The 24241-nt window shown below is 70.3% G+C and carries 22 protein-coding genes; 10 read left to right on the forward strand and 12 right to left on the reverse strand.

The genetic code is table 11. The features are described from left to right. Position 1: 1 nt before the first annotated feature. Complete coding sequence (locus tag JK356_RS00645) at positions 2 to 943, reverse strand: NAD-dependent epimerase/dehydratase family protein (protein ID WP_201865453.1); 942 nt, start codon at positions 941 to 943, stop codon at positions 2 to 4. A gap of 167 nt (positions 944 to 1110) precedes the next feature. On the opposite strand from JK356_RS00645, the gene JK356_RS00650 reads away from it, so the two are divergent. The 4 genes from JK356_RS00650 to JK356_RS00665 all read left to right on the forward strand — a co-directional run bounded on the left by JK356_RS00650 (position 1111) and on the right by JK356_RS00665 (position 4738). Continuing rightward, the gene (locus tag JK356_RS00650; protein WP_201865454.1) at positions 1111 to 2232 is read left to right on the forward strand and encodes an NAD-dependent epimerase/dehydratase family protein; all 1122 of its coding nucleotides are present in this window, start codon (positions 1111 to 1113) and stop codon (positions 2230 to 2232) included. A gap of 52 nt (positions 2233 to 2284) precedes the next feature. Further along, positions 2285 to 3244 carry a TIGR03557 family F420-dependent LLM class oxidoreductase gene (locus JK356_RS00655; RefSeq protein ID WP_201865455.1) on the forward strand — a complete coding sequence of 320 codons (960 nt, stop codon included), beginning with the start codon at positions 2285 to 2287 and terminating at the stop codon, positions 3242 to 3244. 12 nt (positions 3245 to 3256) lie between these two features. After that, on the forward strand, positions 3257 to 4126 hold the full coding sequence (locus tag JK356_RS00660; protein ID WP_201865456.1) for an SDR family oxidoreductase: 870 nt from the start codon (positions 3257 to 3259) through the stop codon (positions 4124 to 4126). Between the two features lie 357 nt (positions 4127 to 4483). Continuing rightward, on the forward strand, positions 4484 to 4738 hold the full coding sequence (locus tag JK356_RS00665) for a peptidoglycan-binding protein (RefSeq protein WP_201865457.1): 255 nt from the start codon (positions 4484 to 4486) through the stop codon (positions 4736 to 4738). 229 nt (positions 4739 to 4967) lie between these two features. On the opposite strand, the gene JK356_RS00670 is transcribed toward JK356_RS00665, so the two are convergent. The 7 genes from JK356_RS00670 to JK356_RS00700 form a co-directional block, all read right to left on the reverse strand. Further along, the gene (locus JK356_RS00670) at positions 4968 to 5774 is read right to left on the reverse strand and encodes a hypothetical protein (protein WP_201865458.1); all 807 of its coding nucleotides are present in this window, start codon (positions 5772 to 5774) and stop codon (positions 4968 to 4970) included. Positions 5775 to 5914: 140 nt separating this feature from the next. Then, positions 5915 to 6529: a hypothetical protein gene (locus tag JK356_RS00675; RefSeq protein ID WP_201865459.1), complete on the reverse strand. Its 615-nt coding sequence runs from the start codon at positions 6527 to 6529 to the stop codon at positions 5915 to 5917. Between the two features lie 266 nt (positions 6530 to 6795). Continuing rightward, positions 6796 to 7746 carry a colicin immunity domain-containing protein gene (locus JK356_RS00680; protein ID WP_201865460.1) on the reverse strand — a complete coding sequence of 317 codons (951 nt, stop codon included), beginning with the start codon at positions 7744 to 7746 and terminating at the stop codon, positions 6796 to 6798. 149 nt (positions 7747 to 7895) lie between these two features. Further along, entirely contained in the window at positions 7896 to 8774 is an 879-nt protein-coding gene (locus tag JK356_RS00685; RefSeq protein ID WP_201865461.1) for a colicin immunity domain-containing protein, read from the reverse strand. After that, positions 8714 to 13411: a putative T7SS-secreted protein gene (locus JK356_RS00690; RefSeq protein WP_201865462.1), complete on the reverse strand. Its 4698-nt coding sequence runs from the start codon at positions 13409 to 13411 to the stop codon at positions 8714 to 8716. The genes JK356_RS00685 and JK356_RS00690 overlap by 61 nt, the downstream gene beginning before the upstream one ends. A gap of 29 nt (positions 13412 to 13440) precedes the next feature. Beyond that, positions 13441 to 13959 carry a hypothetical protein gene (locus tag JK356_RS00695; protein ID WP_201865463.1) on the reverse strand — a complete coding sequence of 173 codons (519 nt, stop codon included), beginning with the start codon at positions 13957 to 13959 and terminating at the stop codon, positions 13441 to 13443. 62 nt (positions 13960 to 14021) lie between these two features. Next, the gene (locus JK356_RS00700) at positions 14022 to 14411 is read right to left on the reverse strand and encodes an SseB family protein (RefSeq protein ID WP_201865464.1); all 390 of its coding nucleotides are present in this window, start codon (positions 14409 to 14411) and stop codon (positions 14022 to 14024) included. Positions 14412 to 14551: 140 nt separating this feature from the next. Here JK356_RS00700 and JK356_RS00705 point away from each other — a divergent pair, with 140 nt between their 5' ends. Further along, on the forward strand, positions 14552 to 15532 hold the full coding sequence (locus JK356_RS00705; protein ID WP_201865465.1) for a zinc-binding dehydrogenase: 981 nt from the start codon (positions 14552 to 14554) through the stop codon (positions 15530 to 15532). Positions 15533 to 15540: 8 nt separating this feature from the next. Here the strand turns inward: JK356_RS00705 and JK356_RS00710 are convergent, their stop codons facing one another. Then, entirely contained in the window at positions 15541 to 16632 is a 1092-nt protein-coding gene (locus JK356_RS00710) for a cellulase family glycosylhydrolase (RefSeq protein WP_201865466.1), read from the reverse strand. Between the two features lie 255 nt (positions 16633 to 16887). Here JK356_RS00710 and JK356_RS00715 point away from each other — a divergent pair, with 255 nt between their 5' ends. From JK356_RS00715 to JK356_RS00735, 5 genes are all read left to right on the forward strand, one after another. Beyond that, the gene (locus JK356_RS00715) at positions 16888 to 17286 is read left to right on the forward strand and encodes a VOC family protein (RefSeq protein WP_201865467.1); all 399 of its coding nucleotides are present in this window, start codon (positions 16888 to 16890) and stop codon (positions 17284 to 17286) included. Between the two features lie 136 nt (positions 17287 to 17422). Next, positions 17423 to 17941 carry an RNA polymerase sigma factor gene (locus tag JK356_RS00720; protein WP_201865468.1) on the forward strand — a complete coding sequence of 173 codons (519 nt, stop codon included), beginning with the start codon at positions 17423 to 17425 and terminating at the stop codon, positions 17939 to 17941. Next, positions 17932 to 18879, forward strand: coding sequence for a CU044_5270 family protein (locus tag JK356_RS00725; RefSeq protein ID WP_201865469.1), 948 nt, complete (start codon positions 17932 to 17934; stop codon positions 18877 to 18879). Before JK356_RS00720 ends, JK356_RS00725 begins: the two co-directional genes overlap by 10 nt. A gap of 175 nt (positions 18880 to 19054) precedes the next feature. Further along, positions 19055 to 19546, forward strand: coding sequence for a DUF5753 domain-containing protein (locus JK356_RS00730; protein WP_201865470.1), 492 nt, complete (start codon positions 19055 to 19057; stop codon positions 19544 to 19546). Between the two features lie 28 nt (positions 19547 to 19574). Then, positions 19575 to 19775, forward strand: coding sequence for a DUF397 domain-containing protein (locus JK356_RS00735; RefSeq protein ID WP_201865471.1), 201 nt, complete (start codon positions 19575 to 19577; stop codon positions 19773 to 19775). Here the strand turns inward: JK356_RS00735 and JK356_RS00740 are convergent. The 3 genes from JK356_RS00740 to JK356_RS00750 form a co-directional block, all read right to left on the reverse strand. Next, a complete protein-coding gene (locus tag JK356_RS00740; protein ID WP_201865472.1) occupies positions 19706 to 21001 on the reverse strand; it encodes an MFS transporter in 1296 nt (431 codons plus the stop codon). The two genes, JK356_RS00735 and JK356_RS00740, sit on opposite strands and share 70 nt — an antisense overlap. A gap of 99 nt (positions 21002 to 21100) precedes the next feature. Beyond that, the gene (locus tag JK356_RS00745; protein WP_201865473.1) at positions 21101 to 22381 is read right to left on the reverse strand and encodes a serine hydrolase; all 1281 of its coding nucleotides are present in this window, start codon (positions 22379 to 22381) and stop codon (positions 21101 to 21103) included. 111 nt (positions 22382 to 22492) lie between these two features. Beyond that, the gene (locus JK356_RS00750; protein WP_307815342.1) at positions 22493 to 24082 is read right to left on the reverse strand and encodes a molybdopterin-dependent oxidoreductase; all 1590 of its coding nucleotides are present in this window, start codon (positions 24080 to 24082) and stop codon (positions 22493 to 22495) included. Positions 24083 to 24241: the final 159 nt, after the last annotated feature.

Consider the following 24241-nt stretch of genomic DNA (forward strand, 5'->3'; position numbering starts at 1 on the left):
ATCAGCCCCCGGTCTCGCGGAACCAGGCCACCGTCGCGGCGAGCCCCTCCTCGGCCGGGACCCGCGGCTCCCACTGGAGCTTGCCGCGCGCCAGCGTGATGTCCGGGCAGCGCACGTGCGGATCGTCCGTGGGCCGCTCCACCATCCGCACCGGCGAGCGCGAGCCCGTCAGCCGCAGCACGGTGTGCGCCAGGTCGAGCATCGTGATCTCCACCGGGTTCCCGAGGTTCACCGGCCCGCGCAGCTCCGAGCCCGCCATCGCGAGGATCCCGCGCACCGTGTCCTCGACGTACGTCAGCGACCGGGTCTGCCGCCCGTCGCCCGTCACCGTCAGCGGCTCGCCCGCCAGCGCCTGGCGGATGAACGTCGGCACCGCCCGGCCGTCGTAGCCGCGCATCCGCGGGCCGTAGGTGTTGAACAGCCGCACGATGCCGGTGTCGGTGCCGTGGACGGCCGCCTCCGCCGTGGTCAGCGCCTCGGCGAAGCGTTTCGCCTCGTCGTACACGCTGCGCGGGCCGACCGGGTTCACGTTCCCCCAGTACGTCTCCGGCTGCGGATGCTGGAGCGGGTCACCGTAGACCTCCGAGGTGGACGCCAGCAGGAACCGCGCGCCGTCGCGCCGCGCCAGCGCCAGCGCGTTCCGCGTGCCGAGGCTGCCGGTGTCCAGCGTGTGCAGCGGCATCCGCAGGTAGTCGGCGGGGGAGGCGGGCGAGGCCAGGTGCAGCACCAGATCCGCGGGCCGCCCCGGCTCGAACGGCTCGCTCACATCCGCCCGCAGCATCGTGAAGCCCGGCCGGTCCCGCAGGTGGGCCACGTTCCCGCTCCGCCCCGTGCTCAGGTCGTCCACGCAGGTCACGGCCGTGCCCTCATCGAGCAGGGCCGCGCACACATGCGAGCCGAGAAACCCGGCTCCCCCCGTCACGACGGCGTGCCGGAAACGCATCGGGGTCTCCCTTCGTCGGTCGGCTCACGCACAACGGCACCCAAGTACCCCGGCCAAACGGCACAAAACGCATAAACGAAGCAATTGCCTACGGTCCGTGGCGCCGTTTCGGCCCCGGCCGCCCGGGTACCTGGCAAGCCCAGCCGCCGCCGACCGGGAGGGTGCCGATGCCCACGCCGAACTCCCCCGAGCCCGACCCGCCCACCGGACCCGGCGCGACCGCCAGCGGCAAACGCGTCGTCATCACCGGCGCCACCGGCAACGTCGGCAGCGCCCTGGTACGCGCGCTGGCCCTCGACCCCGAGGTCGCCTCCGTGCTCGGCCTGGCACGCCGCGTCCCCCACTGGACCATCGCCAAGACCACATGGGCCCCCGTCGACCTGCGTGACGGCGACGCCACCGCCACCCTCACCCGGTACTTCCGCGACGCCGACGCCGTCGTCCACCTCGCCTGGATGATCCAGCCCGCCCGCGACCCGGTCATGACCTGGCGCACCAACGTCCTCGGCACCACCCGCGTGCTGCGCGCCGTCGCCGAGGCCCAGGTGCCCGCCCTGCTGTACGCCTCGTCCGTCGGCGCCTACTCCCCGGGCCCGCAGGACCGCGCCGTCACCGAGAACTGGCCCACCCACGGCTGGCCCGAAGCGTCCTACACCCGCGAAAAGGCGTACGTCGAACGCCTGCTGGACGCCTTCGAGCCGCGCCACCCCGGCACGCGCGTGGTGCGGCTGCGGCCCGGCTTCATCTTCTCCCGCGAGGCCGCCTCCGCCCAGCGCCGCCTCTTCCTCGGCCCGCTCGTCTTCGGCCCCCTGGTGCGGCCTGAGCGCAGCCCCGTCGTGCCCGACGTGCCCGGCCTGCGCGTCCAGGTGATCCGCGCCTCCGACGCCGCCGAGGCGTACCGCCGCGCCCTGCACGCCCCGGTCACCGGCGCGTTCAACATCGCGGCCGACCCCGTCGTCGACGCCGCGCTCCTGGGGCGCCTGTTCGACGCCCGGCCCGTCCGCGTGCCGCGCCCGCTGCTGCGCACCGCCCTAGCCGCCGCCTACGGCGCCCACCTCGCCCCGGCGCAGCCCGAGCTGTTCGACGCCCTGATGCGGCTGCCCGTCATGGACTGCTCCCGCGCCGCCGCCGAACTCGGCTGGCGGCCCGCGTTCAGCGCCGAACGCGCCCTGCGCGACCTGGTGCACGGGCTGCGCGAGGGCACCGGCATGGACACCCCGCCGCTGGCCGCCCGGCTGCGGCACGGCCGCCTCAGCGAGTTCGCCACCGGCATCGGGCAACGGCCGTAACCCGCACGCCTTGTGACGCACCGCCGCACCGCGCACGGAGGGACACCCCGGCATGACCCGATACGGCTACTTCCTCGCCAGCGAGGACCACGGCCCGCGCGCCCTCGCCGAACAGGCCCGCATGGCTGAACAGGCCGGCTTCGAGGCGCTGTGGATCTCCGACCACTACCACCCGTGGCTCGACACCCAGGGCCACAGCCCGTTCGTGTGGACCACCATCGGCGCGCTGGCCCAGGCCAGTTCACTGCCGGTGCAGACCGCCGTGACCTGCCCCACGGTGCGGATCCACCCCGCCGTGCTGGCCCAGGCCGCGGCGACCAGCGGCGTGCTGCACGAGGGCCGCTTCCGGCTCGGCGTCGGCTCCGGCGAGGCGCTCAACGAGCACATCCTCGGCACCGCCTGGCCGCGCGCCGCCGTGCGGCTGGAGATGCTGGAAGAAGCCGTCGGCATCATCCGCCGCCTGCTGACCGGCGAACGCGTCAGCCACCGCGGCCGCTACTACACCGTCGAGAACGCCCGCCTGTACACCGTCCCCGACGAGCCCGTGCCCATCGACGTCTCCGCCTACGGGCCCGCCTCAGCGGACGTCGCCGCCCGCATCGGCGACGGCTTCGTCACCATGGGCCCCGAAGGCGGCCTGCTGCGCCGCTACCGCGACCACGGCGGCGGCGCACGGCGCACCTCCTGCGGCACCAAGGTCTGCTACGACACCGACCGCGACCGCGCGGTGCGCACCGTCCACCACCGCTGGCCCACCATGCTGCTCCCCGGCGAGCTCGCCGCCCAGCTCCCGGAACCGGCGCACTTCGCCCAGGCCACCCAGCTCATCACCGAAGACCACGTCCGCAGCGGCCCGTTCGCCCTCGGCGCCGACCCCGACGAACACGTCCGGGCCCTGACGGCGTGCGCCGAGGCGGGCTTCGACTACGTCTACGTCAACCAGATCGGCGAGGACATGCGCGGCTTTTTCGACCTGTACCGCACCAAGGTCCTCCCGCAACTGCCCCGCTGAGAGGAAGCCCTCATGTCCGACCGCCCCCAGCAGCCGCACCCGCGACCGGAGTTCCCCTCCCAGTCGCAGCCCACCCCCGGCGGCACCGGGGAGATGTCGCCGCGCCCCGACCACGGCGAGGACTCCTACACCGGCTGCGGCAGGCTCCGCGACCGGCGGACCGTCATCACCGGCGGCGACTCCGGCATCGGCCGCGCCGTCGCCCTCGCTTTCGCCCGCGAAGGCGCCGACGTGCTGTTCACGTACCTGCCGGAGGAGGAGTCCGACGCCGAGGAGACCGCCCGCCTGGTGCGCGACGCGGGCCGCCGTGCCGTCGCCGTGGCCTGCGACGTGCGCGAGGAGACGGAGTGCCAGCGGCTGACGGACCACGCCATCGCCGAGTTCGGGCGGGTCGACGTGCTGGTGAACAACGCCGCCTTCCAGATGTCCCAGCCCCAGGGCATCGAGGCGATCACCACCGAGCAGCTGGACCGGGTCATCCGCACCAACCTGTACGGCATGTTCTGGCTGTGCCGCATGACGCTGCCCCATATCCCCGAAGGCGGCAGCATCATCAACACCACGTCCGTGCAAGGCTTCCAGCCCCGCCCGCATCTGCTGGACTACGCCATGACCAAGGGCGCCATCGCCACCTTCACCCAGGGCCTGGCCGCCCAGGTCGCCGAGCGCGGCATCCGCGTCAACGCCGTCGCGCCCGGCCCGGTGTGGACGCCGCTGATCCCGGCCACGATGCCGGACACCTCGAAGTTCGGCGCCAACACGGCCTTCGGCCGCCCGGCCCAGCCCGCCGAGATGGCCCCCGCCTACGTTTTCCTCGCTTCGCCCGGGGCGTCCTTCATCACCGCCGAGATCGTCAACGCCACGGGCGGCGCGCCGCTGTGACCGTGCCCGACGCCTTTGCGCCCGCCGCAAAACCCGGGTGACGGCACGGAAGAACGCGGGCATGCTCTGCGGTCAGGTGCCCGCGGACAACGGGGGGACGGGCACCACCCCCTTGTGCCGTCCGTGCGGGCATCCGTCCGCAGCAGCACACGACCCAAGGGGGTTCGCTCATGACCGCACGCACGAGCACGGGCAGGAAAACGCGCAAGGGCCTCGCCGTGGCGGCGGCCGCGCTCGCCATCTCTGGCACGCTTCCCGGCCTCGGCCGCCACCGCGCCCGGCGACGTCAGCGCCTCCTCCTACCGGTGCAGCGGCGAGTTCACCAACGGGCGCTGGTACTACGGGTACTACGACGGCATGACGGTCATCCCCTCCACCTCCGGGGTGTCGGCAGCGGGCATCGAGGCCCAGTGCTCCCTCGTCCGCGCCAGCCGCGACCTCGGGCACGCGGGGATGAATCCGGGCACCGTCGACGGCATCTTCGGCCGCAACTCCCAGAACGCGATGCGCGAGTTCCAGCGGTGGGTCAACCGGACCTTCGGCGCGGGCAGCGTTGCCGAGGACGGCCTTCCCGGCCCCGAGTCCTGGCCCTATCTGCGCAGGTTCTTCTGACAGCCCACAGCCGTCCCGCCGCCCGGCCGGGTGGCCAGCGCCCGCCACGGCCGCGGTCACCCGGTCCCTGGCATGGCCCTCCGGCCATGCGCTTGTTGTGGCGCTGGCGCACAGCAGTTGCAGTGTCGAGAGGTGATTACCACAGGCGCTCTCGTCTAGTGGGCCTGCGGCGGCCAAGAGGGAAAGGTACTTCCTGCACTGGGTCGGCGGCGCCGTGAGGCGCGTCTGCTCACAGTTTATGAATCTCTGTATGGATGTGCTGCACGAATTCCTTTAGTTCTTCTTCGGTCATGTCGCCCTCTTCTCGGGTGGAGGGGTCGATGGCATACCGGTCGTCGAGCTCGTAGAAGACCTGGTTCAGCAGGTGCTCAAAGGCAATTCTTAACATTTCCCCTTCTTTGAGCCCTTGGCTTCGCACCCGGAACCACTGGCGAGCGAAGTGCGACCCATCGATACGCCCGCGCAGCAGATCCTCCATGAGTTGTAGCTGTTCGCTGGCGGCGCTGCCTGGAGCGACTTCGCTGACTGTTCGCCAGGACCTCTTGCGGGGAGCGTACTGCCGCGACAGCGCCAGTAGTTCAACGGGATGCTCCCGGTGGTAGCTAGCGTAGTATTCGAACCTTTCACGAGCCCAGTCCACTCCTATGACGGTGGCCCGCATGAAATCTTTGGATCCGGCCGCCAGCATGTACCCCAGGGAGCTGATGACCACGGCCGCGCTCAGGTCTGGAGCGGTGATGAGAGCGTCACCGCCGAGTGTTTCGAGCCGTTCGGGTAGTCGTGCCAGCTCCATGGGCGGCGACATGTCCACACGGACCCCCTCCGGGCCGGACGTGCCCACCTTTCCCGTCACGACGTGTGAGCAATCAATGCTTTCAAATCCGCTCCGGATGCGCCGCTGGATATATGAGTCCACCCCGTTGGGCGCAGGGAGCGGCGCGCCTTCTTTCCCGTCAATGCACAGCCAGGCGGGGTTGAAGATTCCGCGGTCATCTAAGATCTGCCGGTACCGATCATCCGGTGCTGCTTTGCTCACTTACTTCCTCCAGAGCTTGTGTAATATCGACTGGCAGAGATCCAGGATGCGTCTACTGCGATATCAGATCTCTTTCAATAAGGAAGTGCGCCGAATCGTCTCTTCGTTCCAGCGCCAGCCAGGGCTGCGGGAGAACATACTTATAGCTTATGAAGTTCGGTCAGGATATATCGAGCGAAGTTCTTCAGTTCTTCTCCAGGCATCCCTGCCTCCTCCTGCAAAGTGGACTCGATGGGATATCGGTTTTCGAGCTCCTGGGATACCAGATCCAGCAGGTGTTGCATAGCTCGGCTTGGGCTGTCTTTCTCTCTCAGTGCTCGCCTGCTTGTCTCGAACCACTGGCGAGCGAAGTACTCTCTTTCGATATCCCCCTGAGAGACGATCTCCAGCAGTCTGATATTTTCACTGGTGGCGCTACCTGCCGGAATCTCGCTGAGTGTTCTCCAGGACCTCCTGCGGGGGGCGTACCGAAGTGCTACTTCGAGTAGTTTACGGGGTGATTTTTTGAGGCTGTGGCCAGCATAGTGTTCGAAGTCTTCTCTGGCCCATTCCACATTCGGCACAACACTGGCCATGAACTGCTCCGTTCCGGCTACCAGAACGTAGCCCAAGGAATCGGTAACCACAGCCGCGCTGAGATCCGGAGCAGCAATCAGTGCGTCATCGCCGAGCTCCGCGATCCGTTGCGGAAGGCGTTCGATGGCCGTGGGCGGCGACACTTCAACTCGGATGTCGTCCGGGTCAACCTTCCGCACTGACCCTGTCAGGACGCTGAAGCAACGAATCGCTGCAAAACCGCGTGCAAGGCATGCCAGGGTAGACGAGTCAACCCCCTCAGGTGCAGGAAGTGGGGCGCAATCTTTTTGATCGATGCGCAGCCAGGACGGATTGAAGAGCCCGGAGCTATCTAGTATCTCCTGATAGCGCCTATCTGAGCCCATATTCATTCGTCACTCCGTACTTGTTTCACTTGGGAGTCAAGCAAGTGTGCGCGTGCACCGCTCCTCGACAGCTTCCTCATTCATAGCTTGCGAATCTTTGTCAGGCAGGCCCGAACTACATCTCTGAGCTGTTCATCTGTCATATCGTCCTCGTCTCGCAAAGATGGATCGATGGTGTAGCTGTCGTCTATTGCATAAAATAGCTCATCCAGGAAATGCAGGATCGCAAACGTCAGCATCTCCCTTTGATCAATCGCCTGACTGCGGTTGTTCAACCATTGCCGAGCAAAGGCTGCTCCCTCGATGCGACCGTGTATGAAATCTTCCATCAGTTGGAGCTGTTTTCCGGTGGAGCTATCCGGTGGGACTTCGCTTGCTGTTCTCCAGGACCGCTTACGCGGAGCATATTCCCGCGCAACTTCAAATAGTTTTGCAGAGTTTGTAGGATGCGTTCCGGCATAGTGCTCGAAGTCTTCTCGAGGGTAATCGACTCCAAATGAATCTACGCCCTTCATGAATTCCTCTACTCCAGCAATGAGCGCATAATCCATTCCGCTGATAAACATGCCCGCACTGAGGTCTGCGGTGGCAATCAGCACGTCTTTTTTGAGACTTTCGGTGTGCCGAAAGAGCTCTTCTATTGTCGCGTAAATCACGACGTCTGTGGAAATCCGTTCCGAACTTGACAATCGTACTTTCCCGACCAAGAGATCTTCGCATCCAATGCTTCGGCATCCATATTCGAGGTATCTCATAAGTTTTGCATTAATCCCGCCCGGAGCTGGATATGGCGCGCATGCTTTTGCATCCATAGCAAGCCAGGACGAATTGAAGAGTCCACTCTGATTTAGGATTTTTTTGTACTGTTCGATGATTACCTTTTGTGCCATTTCGTTCACCAATCCATTTCGCCGCCTGTCATGGCCTGACTTTGCTTTTTTCCAGGTTTCCAGCATGCCCGCGTGCAAGGCATGCCAGGGTAGACGAGTCAACACCCTCAGGTGCAGGAAGTGGGGTGCAGTCTCTGTCATTGATGCGCAACCAGGATGGATTGAAGAGCCCGAAACTATCTACTATCTCCCGATAGCGTCTATCTGATTCCATGTAATTCTTCACTCCGAATTTGTTCCATTTGGGAACCAAACAGTGTGCCTGTGAAGCTTTCTTGCAGCTTCCGTATCTATAGCCTGAAAATCTTTGTCAGGCTTGTCCGAACTACCTCCCTGAGCTGTTCATCTGTCATATCATCCTCGTCTCGCAAAGATGGATCGATGGTGTAGCTGTCATCTATTGCATAGAATACCTCACTCAAGAAATATAGGATCGCAAATGACAGCATTTCTTTTTCATCGATCGCCTGACTGCGGTTGTCCAACCATTGTCGAGCGAAGGCTGCTCCCTCGATGCGACCGTGGATAAAATCCTCCATCAGCTGAAGCTGTTTTCCAGTGCAACTATCCGACGGGACTTCGCTTGCCGTTCTCCAGGACCGCTTACGCGGAGCATACTCCCGCGCAACTTCAAATAGTTTTGCAGAGTTTGCAGGATGCGTTCCGGCATAGTGCTCGAAGTCTTCTCGAGGGTAATCGACTCCAAATGGATCTACGCCCTTCATGAATTCCTCTACTCCAGCAATGAGCGCATAATCCATTCCGCTGATAAACATGCCCGCACTGAGGTCTGCGGTGGCAATCAGCACGTCTTTTTTGAGACTTTCGACGTACCGAGGTAGTTCTTCTATTGTTGCGTAAGTTACGAGGTCTATGGCAGGCCGTTCTGAACCTGGCAATCGCACTTTTCCAACCAGGGTATGTGCGCACTCAATGCTTCGACATCCGCGTTTAAAGAATTTGATGAGTTCTGCATTAATTCCACTCGGGGCTGGATATGGCGCGCATGCTTTTACATTGATAGCAAGCCAGGACGGATTAAAGACTCCACTCTGATTTAGGATTTGTTGTTGATACTGATTGATGATCGCTTTTTGTGTCATTTTGTTCACCAAGCCATTTCGCCGTCTGCCATGGCCTGCCTTTGCTTTTTTCCAGGTTTCCAGCATGACCAAAATCTGCCGTCGTCGTGAAGCATAACCATGAGCCCTGTCTTCTTGTTGAAGAAAGCAAGCGCTTCGCCTTGGTTGCGCCAATTGAACCTGTGCATTGTTGTATCTGGGCTAGCGATGTGCTCGCGCATGGCTTGTTCAAATTCGCGCAACCTCTGATTGTTTCTGTTGCCCGTGATGCCGAAATCTTCAGCATGTCGGTCATACTTCTTGTTCATGGTGCGTCTGTCGCTGAAATCTGCCCGTTCGGCCCACTCCTGATTGGAGCATGGCGTCAGCCCGAGGGGGTCGGTCCAGGTGTGGGGGTTGTGGACGTAGGTCTGCGGGTTGGGGGCAGGGGCGAGGCCGAGGGGGTCGGGGGTGAGGTAGCGGGCGGTGGTGGGGTCGTAGTGGCGGTAGAGGTTGTAGTGGAGCCCGGTTTCTGGGTCGTAGTACTGCCCCGGGAAGCGCAGCGGGGTGTAGGCGGTGGCGTCGGCGGACCAGGCGGTGGTGCCCCAGAGGGTAGAGCGGGTACGCCATGCCGTGGTGCCGGACTCGTCGACGAGGTCGGTCGGGGTTCCGGTCAGGTCGGTGACGATGGCGAAGAACCGCCGGTCGATTTCGTGCTGGGGGTCGTCGGCGGCCGTGCGCCGTTCAGTCTGGGCCAGCGGGCGGAAGCCGTCGTGGTCCCAGGTGAGGGTGACCGGGAGGGGTAACTCCGGGGCTTCGGTGATCTGTTCTGCGAGTGTGACGTTGTCCCAGCTGAAGCGGGTGCGCTCGACGACGGTGGCGTCGTCGGCCGCGAGGCGTTCCTTGGCGATGCGGCGGCCGAGCGGGTCGTACCGGTACCGCCAGCGGGTCCCGTCCGGGGTAATGACGGCGGTGAGGCGGTCCTCGGCGTCCCATTCGTAGCGCCAGATGTCCGGCTTCTTCGACAGGCGGCTCTTCCGCCGCACCACGACACGCCCCGCCGCGTCGTACTCGTAGCGCAGCCGCCCGGCCCGGGTGAGGCGGTTGCCGGTGTATGCCCGCGGGCCCACGGCGTCCGGCGCGGCATGGTGGGAGGGCCAGACGGCGTGGGTCTGGTTGCCCGCCGCGTCGTAGGCGTAGGTCTCCCGCCAGCCCTCGGCCCGCACACCGGTGACGCGCCCGGCCGGGTCGAGGGTGAACGCCCAGTCACCGCTGGCGTCGTCGTGGAGCCAGGTGAGGTAGCCGTCCGGGCGGTAGGTGTACGTGCGGTGCCGCAGCCGCCGTGAGGACGGGCCGGTGAGTGTCTGGGCGGTGAGGCGGCCGGCCGCGTCCCAGTCCTGGGAGAGGGTGAGCACGTCCCCGATGCGGCGGACCGTCTCCCGCCCGCTCGCGTCGTGCGAGAAGGACAGCGCGTGGCCGGAGGCGACCAGCTGGGTGCGGCGGCCCGCCGCGTCGTACGACGAACGCGAGACGGCGCCGGACGGCGTGGTGCGGGTGACGATGCGGCCCAGCGCGTCGTACGCGTAGGTGAGCGTGCGCCCGGCCGTGGTCTCTTCCGTGACGCGTCCGGCCTCATCGCGGCGCAGCGTGAGCGTGGCGTCCGGGCCCTCGGCGGCGGCCAGGCGCCCGGCCGCGTCATAGGAGTAGGTCGTCACCTGCCCGTCGGCGTCCTTGCGGACGACGCGGCCCAGCGCGTCCCGGCCCAGCGTCACGGTCTGGCCCAGCGGGTTGGTGCGCGAGACCAGCGCGCCGGTGGCGTCGTAGGCGTAGCGCAGGGTGCGGCCGTCGAAGTCGGTCTCGGCGGCCAGCTGGCCCGCGGCGTCGTACTCGTACGTCCACGTCAGCCCGGCCGGGTTGGTGACCTGGCGCAGCCGCAGCTGGCTGTCGTGGGTGAACTCGTAGCGCGTGCCGTCCGGTTCGGTGCGGGCGGCGAGCAGGTCGAAGTGCGTGTACGCGAAGGTCGTCACGCCGCCCGCCGCGTTGACGTGGCGCACGCAGTTGCCCTCGCCGTCGTACTCCCAGGTCTGCTCCGCCCCGGTGCCGTCCACGTGCCGGGCGAGCCTGCCCTCCGGCGTCCACGCCATCCGCTCAGTCGCGCCCGCCGGATCGGTGACGGCGACGGGCCGGCCGAACGCGTCGCGGCGGCACACCGTCGTGCCGCCCAGCGGGTCGGTGATCTCCACCGGCAGCCCGGCGGCGTCGCACCGCACCCGCGTGGTGTGGCCGAGGGCGTCGGTGACGGCGGCCAGGTGCCCGCGCGCGTCGTAGGCGTAGCGCGTCGTCTGCCCGTCCGGGCCGGTGACGGCGGTCCGGTTGCCGCGCTCGTCATACTCCTGCCGCCAGGTGGCGCGCCCGCCCGGTTCGGTGATCTCCACCGGCAGGTTGAGGGAGTTGTAGGAGGCGGTGGCCTGGCGGCCGTCCGGGAGTGTGATGGCCGTGAGGTTGCCGCGCTCGTCGTACTCGTAGGCAGTGGTGTGGCCGAGGGCGTCGGTGCGTGAGGTGACGCGGCCGCGCGCGTCGTAGCTGGTGCGGGTGGTGCGGCCCAGCGGGTCGGTGGCGGCGATGACGCGGCAGTCGCGGTCGACGGTGTAGCGCGTGGTGTGGCCGTCGGCGGTGGTGAGGGTGGTGTGCCGCAGGCCGGTCAGCGGGTCGGGCTCGCCGTAGGCGATCCGCACCGCCAGGTGCCCCTCGGTACCGCCTTCCGCCACGCAGCGGTGCGACGCGTCGTAGACGTAGTCGTAGCGGCAGCCGTTGGTGTCGGTCCACGCCACCACGCGGTGCTGGTCGTCGTAGTCGAAACGCAGCGGCAGGCCGGAGGAGTTGATGACCTCGGTGAGGTCGCCGCCGGTGTAGCCGTAGCGGACGAGCACGAGGTCCCCGCCGCCGTCGGCCGCGCCCGCCAGTGACAGGGCCGTGACGCGGCCGTCCCGCACGGTCAGCTTCAGGTGGTAGCCGCCGGAGTGGACCAGGCCCAGGGGAGTGCCGTCCTCGTCGTACTCAAGGGTGACGCGGTCGCCGTTGCGGTCGCTGATCTCCGCCAGCGGCGCCTCGCCGTCCGCGCCGGTCTCGCCGCCGGGGCCCAGCGGCCCGGCGAAGCGGCGGGTGACGCCCGTGTCGGGGTGGGTGAGCATGTAGTCGCCGCCGGGCGTGCGCTCCAGCGGCCAGCCGGGGCCGCTCTGCGGCAGCGTCGGCACGCCGGGCGCCGGGTGCGGGTAGGTGAGGACCAGCCCGTCCTCGGAGAGGTAGACCACGCCCTCGGCGTCGATCTCCAGGCGCTCGTCCACCGTGCTGGACCAGGACGGGCCGAACCACCGCCCGGCCCGGTAGCCGGATTCCACGCGGCGGCGGAATGCCAGCGGCAGCGCGCCCGGCAGCTCGACGTCGGTCTGCGGCAGGAACATGCGGCCGGTGGCGAGGTCGACCGGGTCCGTGCCCTCGGCCACCCGGTCGCGGTCCGGGGTGGAGTGCGTCCCGGGCCCGTCCTCGCGTGCCTGCGCGCGGCCCCGCGACGGCGAGCTGCCCGCACGCCCGGCCGTGCCCGCGCCGCGCCCGGCCGTGCCCGCGCCGCGCCCGGCGGTGCCCGCGCCCCGCCCGGCGCCCCGCAGGCCGATGAGCTCAGGCACCAGGCGGCCCGCGCCCTCGGCCGGGTCGCCCTGGAACGACTCGGCCATCGCCGAGGCCGTGCCCACCGGGTTCTGCTGGGCCTCCATCAGCCCCAGCGCCGTGCTGTTCAGGTGGGTGAGGTACTCCGCCGGGTGCGTCAGGTTGTAGGGGTCCAGCGGGTTCACCCCGCGCACGGTGTTCACCAGACCCGACGCTCCCCGCAGCATGCCGCCCGCGAAGTGCGAGGAGGCCAGTTCCACGCGCGTGAAGGCGTCGCCGGCCTGCTCGCCGTAGGAGGGCTTCGGCGGCGCCATCTCCCGTGCGTCGTCGATCTCGCGCACCGCCCGCGTACGGGCCTCGTCCCGCTGCGCGCGTGCCTCGGTGAGGATCTCCTCCGCCTCCTGGCGCAGGCCCGGGCCCGGGTCCTCGAACTCGGTCGGGCAGGGCGGCAGCATGATCCCGGCACGCTCGTCCTCGGGCGTGTCGTAGTACTCCTCCACCGCCTGGTTGTAGGCCTCGACCCGCGCGTCGTGCTCGGCGCGCGCCTCGTCCGACACCCGCTGCGCCTCGTCGTAGAGGTCGATCGCCTCCTGGGCCCGCCCCTGCGCCCACTCCACGGTGTCGGCGAAGCCGGACAGCGCCTCCGCGGCCTTCCGGCAGGCTTCCTCGGCCGTGAACCACTTCTGCGGCTCGATGGAGATGGTCTCCTGGAACGCATCCGCCGTCAGGCCGCGTAACTCCCCGGTGTTCAGGCCGCGCAGCCCGGCGCCGACGTCCGCGAAGGCGTCCGCGAAGACGCGCAGATGGGCGGCGGTGGAGCGCAGCTTGCCGGGGCTGCCGTAGATCAGCTTCTTCGGGTCGTCCGTCTGGCCCAGGGACAGCTCGCTGACGTCCGCGCCGAGCCGGTTGGCCGCCGAGGTGCCGGTCTCGCGCAGCCAGTTGGCGGCGCCGTCCGCGCCGAAGTCCTCAAGGCGGTCCGCGCCCCAGTTCGTGAGCTCCTCGACGCCCTCGCCGATCAGCTCGGTGCCGAACTCGGCGGCCTCCTCGATGAAGTCGGGCGTGAGGTCGTCCAGCCACCCCACGGTGGTCTATCCCCCTCCGCGTCGCGCGCCTACTGCTGGCTGTCGCCGTTCAGATACGGGTCCAGGGCGAGGTCACCCGGGCCGCGGTTGTACTCGTCCCAGGTCTGGCGGATGTCCTGCCAGGCCTGCTGGAAGGACTCGGCGCTGTAGTCAGGGGCGTCCAGCGACAGGATGTCGCCGAAGCTCTGCCCGGACAGCTCCTCCTCGGTGGCGTGCGGATTGCCGGTGGGCAGCAGGGCGTTGGCCGCGATGCGGAGGTTGTCGGACCAGTACCTGTCTTCCTCGTACGTCATCCCGGCGGCCAGGCCCAGGGCCCTGGCGATCTCGTCGGCGTGCTGGATCAGCCCGCGCACGCCCCACTCCCACTGCTCGCAGAAGTCCTCGAACGACTCGGTCAGCGAGCCGCCGCCGGACTCCATCTCGGTGAGCGACATGTTCTCGAAGCCGCTGCCCATCAGCTTCTCCGTGTCGCTGGCGCCCACGTTGCCCAGCTCGTCGATGGCGCTGTTGATCCCGCGCGTGATCAGTTCGACCGTCTCCTGGCTCATTGCCAGGTCAGGCTGTTCCCCGGACACGTGCCCCCCTCGCTCGCTCCATGCGTCACCGCTCCTCACCGCCGCGGCGCGTCCACCGCCACCGCGTCCGGCACGATGCCCCGCACGGGCGGGAACAGCATGGCGCCGTCCTCGTCCGCCACGTTCAGGGCCACTCCCGTCGGCGGGCCGCCCAGCGACGGCACCACCACGTCCAGCAGCCGGGCGCCCAGCACCGCCGCGTACTCCCACTCCTCGCCGGGCGGGACGCCGCGTGCCGCCGCGAAGCGCGCCATCGCGGCCTCGTCGGTGAACGCGTAGATCCAGCGGATGCCGTCGCGTTCCGCCGACATCAGCCCGCCGCCGAGCAGCGGCACGAGTACGGCGGTGCGCCGGAGTTCACCGACCATCGCCGCCGGATTCCCCGATCCGGCACGTACTGCCGCGAGTTCTCCCCCCAACGTCACGCACCGTATCGTTCACCGAGCGGAGGGTTGGCGCAACTCATTTCGCGGAGCGAGCGTGACGATCTGGCCACCCGCCCGCGGCTACCGTGGACACCGCCCGCCGGCACCCGGCGCGGCGGGAAAGAGAGGAGACCGCCACCGTGCACGCCCTGGTCCTCGACCGCCCCGGCCCGCCCGAGAGCCTGCGCCGCGCCGAGCTGCCGCTGCCCGAGCCCGGCCCCGGCCAGGTGCGGATCCGGGTCGAGGCGTGCGGGCTGAACCCCGTGGACTACCAGCTCGCCGCCGCCGGCCACCCCGACTGGACCTGGCCGCACGTGCTTGGCCTGGACGTGGCGGGCACCGTGGACGCCGTCGGCGAGGGCGTGACCCGCGTCCGCCCCGGCCAGCGCGTCGCCTGCCACGGCGACCTGCGCCGCCACGGCGGCCTCGCCGCGTACACGCTGGCCGACGCGGCCGCGGTGGCCGGGCTGCCCGACGGGCTCGACGCGGCGTCGGCCGCCGCGCTGCCGTGCGCCGGGATGACGGCCTACCAGGCGGTGGTGCGGCGGCTGCGCGTCGCCGAGGGCGACACGGTCCTGGTCACAGGCGGCGCGGGCGGCGTCGGCGGCTTCGCCGTGCAGCTCGCCGCGCTGGCCGGGGCGCGCGTGCTGGCGACGGCCTCCGCGCCCAACGCCGCGCACGTGCGGGCGCTGGGCGCGCAGGAGGTCATCGACTACCGCACCGAGGACGTCCCGGCGCGGGTGCGGGAGCTCACCGGCGGCCGCGGCGTGGACGCGGTCGTGGACACCGTGGGCCCGGACTCGGCCACGGCGCTGCTGGCGTCGCTGTCCTTCGGCGGCGGGCTGGCCGCCGTCGCCGGGCGGCCGGACCTGGCGGCGCTGCCGCCGTTCACCACCGCCCCGTCCGTGCACGAGATCGCGCTGGGCGCGGCGTACGCGCACGGCGGCGAGCGCGACATCGCGGACCTCTCCGAGATGCTGTCCGCGCTGGCCGCCCTCGCCGCCGACGGCAGGCTCGCGCCGATGCTCGCCCGCACGCTGCCGCTGTCCGACGCCCCGGCGGCCCTGGCGGAACTCGCCGGGCGGCACGTGCGCGGCAAGCTGGTGGTGCGGCCGGACTAGCCGCCGGACTAGCCGGTCAGGCCCCAGGCGTGCTGCAGCCGGTCGGCCATGCTCTGGCTGCGCAGCCGCAGCGTCAGGTCGGTGCCGCTGCCCTCCAGGGCGTACAGCGAGTACCAGTCGTAGTCGGGCCGCTCGGTGTGCTTGCCGCCGAGCGCGGGCCAGTACACGGCGCCCATGCCCTCCTCGCGGACCGTGTCGGTGACGGCGCGGATGTACCGCACGAAGTTGTCGGCGCTGTCCGGGTCGTTGTAGTCGCGGCCGTCGTCCGTCGGCGCCCCGAACTCGTCAACGACCGTGCGGGAGCCGCAGCCGCCGACGCGGGAGCGGACGGTCTCGCGCCAGGCGCCGTAGTCCATCTCGCCGAAGAAGAACGTGTACACGTGCAGCGAGAGGTACGTGCCGTCCAGGCGGCTGTCCCCGCACACGGCCGTGACGTCCCCGTTGTAGCCGTGGCCGCTGACGAAGACCCGCTCGCGCGGCACCTCGGGCCGGTCGGCGAGCCAGGCGGCGGCGATATCGGCCCACTCCTGCGCGCTGTAGCCGTGCGGCTCGTTCATCGGCTCGAAGTAGACCCGGTCATCGGGCAGCCACCGGTCGACGACGGCGTCCCACATCGCGTTGAAGGCGGCCATGTCGTCGATGCGGCCGTTGGCGGTGGAGGAGCCCTCCCAGACGGAGAGGACCACGTTGAACCCGGCGTCCGTGGCGGCATCGACGGCCCCGGCGTAGGCGTCGCCCCAGGCCGTGCCGGGCACGGAGTCGGCGTTGATGGGCAGCCGGACGGTGTTGGCGCCGATGGTGGACTCGAACTCCCCGATGATGGCGGCCGCTTTGGCGTAGACCGTGTCGTAGTCGTCCGACCGGCTCAGCCCTTCGGGGACGACCGGGTCGTCGGTGAAGTTGTCGCCGGGCATCGCCCAGTTGACGCCGCGGAAGCCGGAAGCGTCCAGCTGCGCGGCGGCCGGTGGGGCGCCGGCAGCGGTGGCGGGCGGGGCCGCCGCGAGCGGAACGGCGGCGAACGCGGCCAGCCCGGCGAGGGACGCGGTCACCGCCGTCACGGGGCGGCTGCGGGGCTGGCGGGTGCTGCGGAAGGGGAACATGACCGTCCTTTCCGTGCGGTGCCGCGCCATGACGGGGGAGCGGCGCGGCGGTTCCGGTGGGGAGGGGAAGGAGCGGCGGGCCGTGCGCGGAACGGAAGCCGCGAGCCGAGACTGCGGCCTGGCGGCCCAACGGTCAACGACAGCCGCACCGTTCGATCACAGTCGATCGGGAACGATCGCCGCGCCCAGGGGGAGCGCCTGCTGGGCGCCAAAACCCGTGGTAACGCGGGGGCCGTCTCCCTACACTCGCCGGGCATGGCATGCCGCATCAGTGAGCTGGTCATCGAAGCCGCCGACCCTGAGCGGCTTGCCGCGTTCTGGAGCGAGGTCCTGGGCTACACCGAGATCGAGCGAAAACCCGGCGGCAGCATCGTCATCGGCCCGCCCGGCGCCGGCTCCGGCGGCCCCCAGCCGGTGCTGATCCTCAGCCCCAACCCCGAACCGAAGCCGCGCAAGCACCGGCTGCACTTCGACGTCAACGCCACCGACCGCGACCAGGACGCCGAACTGGAACGGCTCCTCGCCCTGGGTGCGCGGCCCGCCGACGTCGGCCAGACCGGCGAGGAGAGCTGGCACGTCCTGGCCGACCCGGAGGGCAACGTCTTCTGCCTGCTGCGCCGCCGCCTGGACCCGCTGCCGGGCGCACCAAGCTAGCCGCGCCGCGCCCGCTGCGCGCCGGTGACTGACGGAAAAAGTTCCGACGCCCCTGTAAGAACCGGGCTCTTGCGCACACAGACAGGGTGTGAGGCCACGCGGAGGGGCGTTGATGGGACAGCAGCGGTTTCGGGCGATGTACGCACAGCACTACGAGGCAGTGCTGCGGTATGCCCGGCGCCGGGTAGGGGCGGACGCGGCGCCGGACGTGGCGGCGGAGGTGTTCGCCACTGCCTGGCGCCGGATTGACGCCGTCCCACGGGACGCCCTGCCGTGGCTGTACGGCGTCGCGCGGAACACCGTGGCCAGTCACGTGCGGGCCGAGCGGCACGCCGTGCACCTGGCTGAGCGAGTGGCGCACACCCACCCGCCCGGGACCGGGCGTGACGCCGGTGACCAGGTGGCCGCGCGGCATCTGGTGCTCGCCGCGTGGTCGTCGCTGGCCGAGCCGGACCGCGAACTGCTCGCCCTGATCGGCTGGGAAGGGCTCACGGTCCGGCAGGCGGCGCGGGCGCTGGGGTGTTCCGCCGCGACGTGTTCGGTACGGCTGCACCGCGCCCGCGCGCGGCTGCGGAGCGCCCTGGCCCAGCAGGAACGGGGCGGAGCCGGCGAATTGCAGGGTGAGCAGGATGAGAAGGGGCAGGCATGGGTGTGACCAGGGACGTCAGGAAGCTGATGGCGGCGGCGGATCCCGCCGCTGACCTGCGGGTGGACGAGGAGCGGGCACGGGCCGACCTGGAGGCCATCCTGGCGCGGGCACCTCAGCCCGGGCCCGCCCGGCAGCCGTGGCGGCCGCCGCGGTGGCTGACGGTCGCGGCGGGCGCCACGGCTGTGGCCGCCCTCGCCGCCGTGCTGACGGTGCTGCCTGGAGACAGCGGCGGCACCGGCGACGGAGGGACCGGCTACACGACCGCGTCGCCGCTGCCGTACGAGGCCGCCACGGCGGAGCGGCCGGCGGACGAGCTGCTGGCGGAGATCGCGGACCGTGCCGCCGCGCAGCCGGAGCCGGACGGCCGTGCCGTGGAGATCCGCTACCTCGAATGGACGCTGGCGCAGACCTCCGACGAGCCGCTGCTGGGCATGGAAGCGGACGTCCGTAACCGGCTGAGCCCGGACGGGACGGTCACGCAGACGCGGAAGGTGCTGGGCGCCACGACGACGTCCGAGTACGGGCCGACGCCCTACATGCAGCCCGCACCGGCGGATCCGGAGGAGTTCCGGGCCTGGCTGGAGTCGGCGCACGGTGCGCCGGTCGCGGCACCCATCGACCTGACGGCGGCGATGCACGACCTGCTCACCGTGCAGGACCTCGGTCCGCAGCAGCGGGCGGCCTTCCTGCGCATGCTGGCCGACATGCCGGGACTGACGTACGACGGCGAGGCGACCGACCGGGCCGGACGGCACGTGCAGGCGTTCTCCCTCACCTCGTCGAAGAGCGGGGAGCCGACGCGCTACACCTTCCTCATCGACCCCGCCACGGGCCGCGTGCTCGGCCAGGAGGCCACCCTCACCGAGGCCGCGGACGAGCCGGACCTCCCGCTGCCGTTCGTCATCTCCTACCAGGTCTACTTCCCGGCCCTCCGGGACGGCTGACCCGGCGCGCGAGGGGCCAGGAAGCCGGTCTGCCACCCCAGCACGGGGCAACGCTGACCAACGCCGCCGCCACGACGCACTGCCGCGCCAGGGCAGCCGCTTCGCCCGGCTGTGGCCACTGGCCATCAAGTACGCCTGTCCGCCGTGGTTCCGGCATGACGTCGAGCTGGTGTGGATGGCGACGTCGATCCGCATGGTCAACCCCCGACTGGTTCCCGGACTCGTTCAGACGGAGGACTATGCCCGCACTGTCCTCGCGGCTGGTCGCCCGGAAAACCTGGAGGACCTGGTCACGGCGCGCCTACAGCGTCAGCATGTCCTGTCGAGGGACGAGAACCCCGCCGCGTTGTGGCTTGTCCTCGAGGAGTCAGTTCTGCGTCGGCGGGTGGGCAGTGAGGAAGTTATGCGCGCACAGCTGAAAAAGCTGTGTGCCATCGCTGAAACGCCTCGCCACGTCGTGCAGATTATCCCGAGCGGCACTCAGGTGGTTCACGATTCGGGTTGTCCGTATGGTGTGCTGTCCTTCGATGAGAAAGCCGAGGTGGTGCACGTGGACGGCTTCCCAAGAGGCTACGTGCTGGCTGAACCTTGCGATGTCAGGGAGGCGAGCCGCGCGTACATCTCCTCAAGGCCGCCGCACACGGCCCCGAGGAGTCCGCTCTTCTGATCGAGTCGGTCATCAAGGGACTGTCATCATGACCTGTCCGCGCATCCCTGAGACGGCTTGGCACCGCAGCAGCTATAGCTCCTCAAACGGCGGCGAGTGCGTTGAAGTGGCCTTCGGCCGCGCCGGGCTGGTGCCGGTGCGGGACAGCAAGAGCCCGGATCAGGTGGTGGCGGTGTCGGTACCGGCCTGGTCGGCGTTCGTGGCGGCGCTGCGGAGCGGCGGTTCCTGAGGCAGGTGGCGTTCCAGCCGCAGCATGAGGAGGGCGCCCAGGACGGCCAGGAGGCCCACGGCGAGCCAGGGGAGCAGCCGGTTCTGGCTGAAGAGCAGGCCGAACAGGCTGGGCGCGACGATGTTGGCGACGGCGAAGCTGTACTGGTAGGCGGCCAGGTACGTGCCGCGTGACCCGGGCGGCGCCGCGTCGGCGGCCAGCGCGTTCGTCGCGGGCCCGGAGATCATCTCGGCGGCGGTGTAGCACACCACCGTCGCCGCCAGGAACGGCACCAGCACCGCCGTGCGGGCCGGGAGCAGCACGGCCGACGCCGTGGCGGCGCACCACAGGGCCCACAGCCCGCCGGCGCAGGCCAGGGCGCGGGGCCGGGTCAGGCGGCGGCGGACGAAGCGGGTGAGAGCCGCCGTGCAGGTGGCCAGCAGCAGCGTGTTCAGCGCCAGCAGCGGCCCGGGCAGCCAGGCCGGCCCGTCGAGGCCCTGGACGACGTAGACCGGCAGCGACAGCACGAGAAACGTGCTGCACAGCGCGAAGATCGTGCACGTCCCGATCAGCCCGAGGTAGGGCCGGTCGCGCAGCAGGGCGCGGATGCCGGTCCGGCCCTCGGGCGGCGGCGGGGCCTGCGGGACGGACGGGACGGCGAGGACGACGACGAGCGCGGCGGCCAGGTACGCCACCGCGCTGCCGAGGATCAGCCAGTCGTAGACGCGGGCCGAGTCGAGGGCGAGCAGGCCGCCGGTGAGCAGCGCCCCGCCTCCGCCGCCCGCCTCGCGGATCATGCCGGTCCGGGCGAACCACTGGTCCTTGGCCTCGGCTTCCCCTTCGGCGTCGGCCTGGTCGGCGATCAGGGTGAAGATGGACGACCAGTAGACCCGCAGGCCCACCGACGTCACCAGCACGGCCCCCACCAGGGACGCCGCCCCGGACACTGTCAGGTAGCACAGGAAGCCGGCGCCTTGCAGTGCCTGGCCGGCCGCGACCACGAGCCGGGGCCCGAGCCGGTCGACCAGCCGCCCGGTGAGGAGCGGGAACGGCAGGGCCAGGGCGGTCGTCACGCTGACGAGCACGCCGATCGCCGCCACGTCCAGGTCGGTGGCGTGGAGGAAGTACAGCAGCGACAGCGGCAGGTACAGGCCCATGCCGAGGGCGTCGACCGCGACGGCCAGCAGCAGCGCACAGTGCCGTCGGCGGGCCGTCCGCTTGCTGTCCGCCGCTGTGCTTCCCGGCACCTTGTACACCGCCTTGTTCCGTCCGGCCGCCGATTCTCACAGCGCAGGCGGCGGCGCTCAAGCGCGTTTCGGTGCGCGGCGGCCGGGCGGAACCGCTGCTCAGCGGGTCGCGGCGGGCAGCGCCGACGGCGTGGGCAGCACCGGCGGGGCGGTGGCGGCGCGGGCCGGGGACAGCGCGTCCTCGCCGCACAGCGCCACGACGAGGTGGATGGAGGCGGCCTGGTCGGCCGGGTGCGGCACCAGCTCGCCGTCCTCGGTGACCTCCTGGTACTTCATGCGCGTGAGGCCCAGCGACGCCTGCCGCTCGCCGTCGGGCGAGGAGAAGGCGTAGGTGCCCGCGCCCCAGACGGCGCCGTCGTGGCCCCAGAACGTGCCGCAGGGCAGCTGGAGCGGGTAGAGGCCCAGACCGTAGGCGCCGACGATCTGGCCGGTGGCGTCCTCGACGGGCACGGTGGTCATCATCTCGGCCAGGGACGCGTCGCTGATCAGCTCGCCGCTGAACAGCGCGGCGTAGAAGGTGTTGAGGTCGTCCATGGTGGAGACCAGCGCCCCGGCCTCGGCGGCCCAGGACATGTGGTAGACGCTGAAGTCCCGTGGCGGGTCGAGGAGTCCGTGCAGGCCCTCGTACATCTTCGCGTGCGGGCCGCGCAGGCGGGGCCCGTCGGGGAAGTAGGTGTGCCGCAGCCCGGCGGGGCGGATGACGTGCTCGGTGAGGTAGTCCTGGGCGTCGGTGCCGGTGACCTCTTCCAGCAGCAGGCCCGCGATGACGTAGTTGGTGTTGGAGTAGGAGTGGCGCTCGCCCGGCTCGCCGGTGCGGGGAGCCTGGAGGCCCAGGGCCACGAGCTCCTCGCGCGTGATCTCGCGGAAGCGGTGCTCCTCCAGGCTGTCCCCGGTGCCTTCGAGGAGGGAGGGGAAGGCGAGGAGGACGTAGTCGCCGATGCCGCTGGTGTGGTTGAGCAGCATCCGGACCGTGACGGCCTGCCCGAGGTCGTCGGGGAGCAGGCCGGGCAGGTAGTCGGCGACGGGGGCGTCGAGGTCGACAGTGCCGCGTTCGGCCTGCTGGAGGAGGCCGACGGCGGTGAACGTCTTGGTGACGCTGCCGATGCGGTGCCGCATCTGCGGCTGGGTGGGGCGGCCGGTGCTGGTGTCGGCGACGCCGGAGGCGCCGTGCCACCGCTGGCCGCCGTCGCGGGTGGCGCCGTAGACGCCGGGTATGCCCGCTTCGTGTATCCGGGCGAGGGTCTCGTCGAGCGGTTCACCGGTGCCGGCGGGCCCGGCCGACGCCGGGGCGGGGGCGAGCGCGGCCCCGGCGAGGGCCAGGCCGGCGGCGCCGAGGGCGAGTGAACGGCGCCGGTTACGTGGGGGGTTGGGGGATGACACGTAATCGTCCTTGTGGGTCGGTGCTGGCGCCGCTGGTCGCGGCGCGGCTCCGTCCCATGGTGCGTGACGGTCACGCGGCGGGTGCCGGGCGGGGGTGCTGGACGCGGCGCGTCAGGAGACGTGCACCGTCACGCGGTGGTGGCCGGTGGCCCCGTCGGGCACGGCGCCGGACTCCTCGGCGGTCTGTGTCTCGCCGGTGCGGTCCGTGGCGCGGACCTCCAGCACGTGCGTGCCCGCCGTGGCCTCCCACTGCCAGACCCACTGCCGCCAGGTGTCGACGCTGGCCTCCTCGGCCAGCTCCGCCTCGTGCCACGGGCCGTCGTCGACCCGCACCTCGACCCGGTCGATGCCGGTGTGCTGCGCCCACGCCACCCCGGCGACCGGCACCGTGCCGGGCTGGACCGTGGCGGAGTGGCCGGGGGTGTCGATGCGGGACTGCGTCTTGATGGGGCCGTCCGGCGACCAGCCGCCGCGGATCCAGTAGGCGTCGAAGTCGGAGAACCGGGTCAGTTCGAGGTCCTGCAGCCACTTGCACGCCGAGACGTAGCCGTACAGGCCGGGCACGACCATGCGGACGGGGAAGCCGTGCTCGAACGGCAGGGGTTCGCCGTTCATGCCGATGGCGAGCAGGGCGTCGCGGCCGTCCATCACCGTCTCTACCGGGCTGCCGAGCGTCATGCCGTCCACCGAGCGCGCCACCAGCTGGTCCGCCGGGCCGCCCTCAGACGGCGGGCGGACGCCCGCCTCGCGCAGCAGGTCGGCCAGGCGGACGCCGAGCCAGCGGGCGTTGCCGACCAGGTTGCCGCCGACCGTGTTGGACACGCAGGTCAGGGTGATGTCGCGTTCCACGATCTCGCGGCGCAGCAGGTCGCGGTAGCTGAGGGTCAGCGGCTGCGGCACGCCCCGGCCGTGGATCGTCAGTTGCCACGCCTCGGCGTCCACGTGGGGCACCGACAGCGCGGTGTCGATGCGGTAGAAGCGGTCGTTGGGGGTGAAGTACGGGTCGAGGCCGCGCACGCTGAGCTGGGCGCCGCGGGACACGGGCGGCGCGGGGGAGTCGGGGGCGGGGAGCCGCACGGCGGTCCGCGCGGCCTCCGCCTGGGCGGTCTCGGCGCCGCGCAGGGTGCGGGCGAGGGCGCCGCCGCCCGCCGAGGCGGCGGTGGCGGTGGCGGCGGCGACAAGGAACGCGCGCCTGCCCGTCGCCGGTGCGTCGTCCGCGTCGCCGGGGGGTGTGGTGCCCGGGATCCGGCGGGCCAGCACCAGCAGCACCACGGCGGCGATGACCGAGCCGAGCAGGGACGGCCCGGCGTCGGAGGGCTGGGCGTCCGGACGGCTCCAGGCCGCCGCCGCGCCGACGGCGCCGAAGGCGAGTGCCCCGGCCGCCGCCAGCGGGCGGCCGGGGACGCGGCGCGCCAGCGTGAGCAGGCCGAGCCCGGCGGCGTACAGGGCGAGCAGGAGGACGATGCCGCACTGGAGGGCCAGCTTGTCGGCGGTGCCGAACGTCGCGATCGCCCATTCCTTCACCGCCGGCGGGGTGCGGTCGATGACGGCCTCGCCGACGGCGGTGACGGGGCTGGACTCGGGCCGCACGGCCACCGCCGCCAGCTCCGCCGAGGCCAGCCCGGCCGCCGCCGCGAGCAGCCCGGCGAGGGCGGCGAACGCCGGGCGGCGCGATGGGGGAGAGGGTCGGGCGTCGTCCACCCCGCCATTCGACTCCACCGGGCCCGCCCGCCGGTAGGGAAAAAGAAGAACGAAACGCTGACGGATCGCGGGCGGGCCGCTGGCGGCGGCGCGGACGGCCGGCGCCCTCGATCAGCGCGAGCGGCTCGGCGGTCAGGACCGGGTCGTGGCAGCCGTCGT

This window comes from Streptomyces sp. 7-21 (assembly GCF_016741785.1).
In the GTDB taxonomy this organism is placed as follows: Bacteria; Actinomycetota; Actinomycetes; order Streptomycetales; family Streptomycetaceae; genus Streptomyces.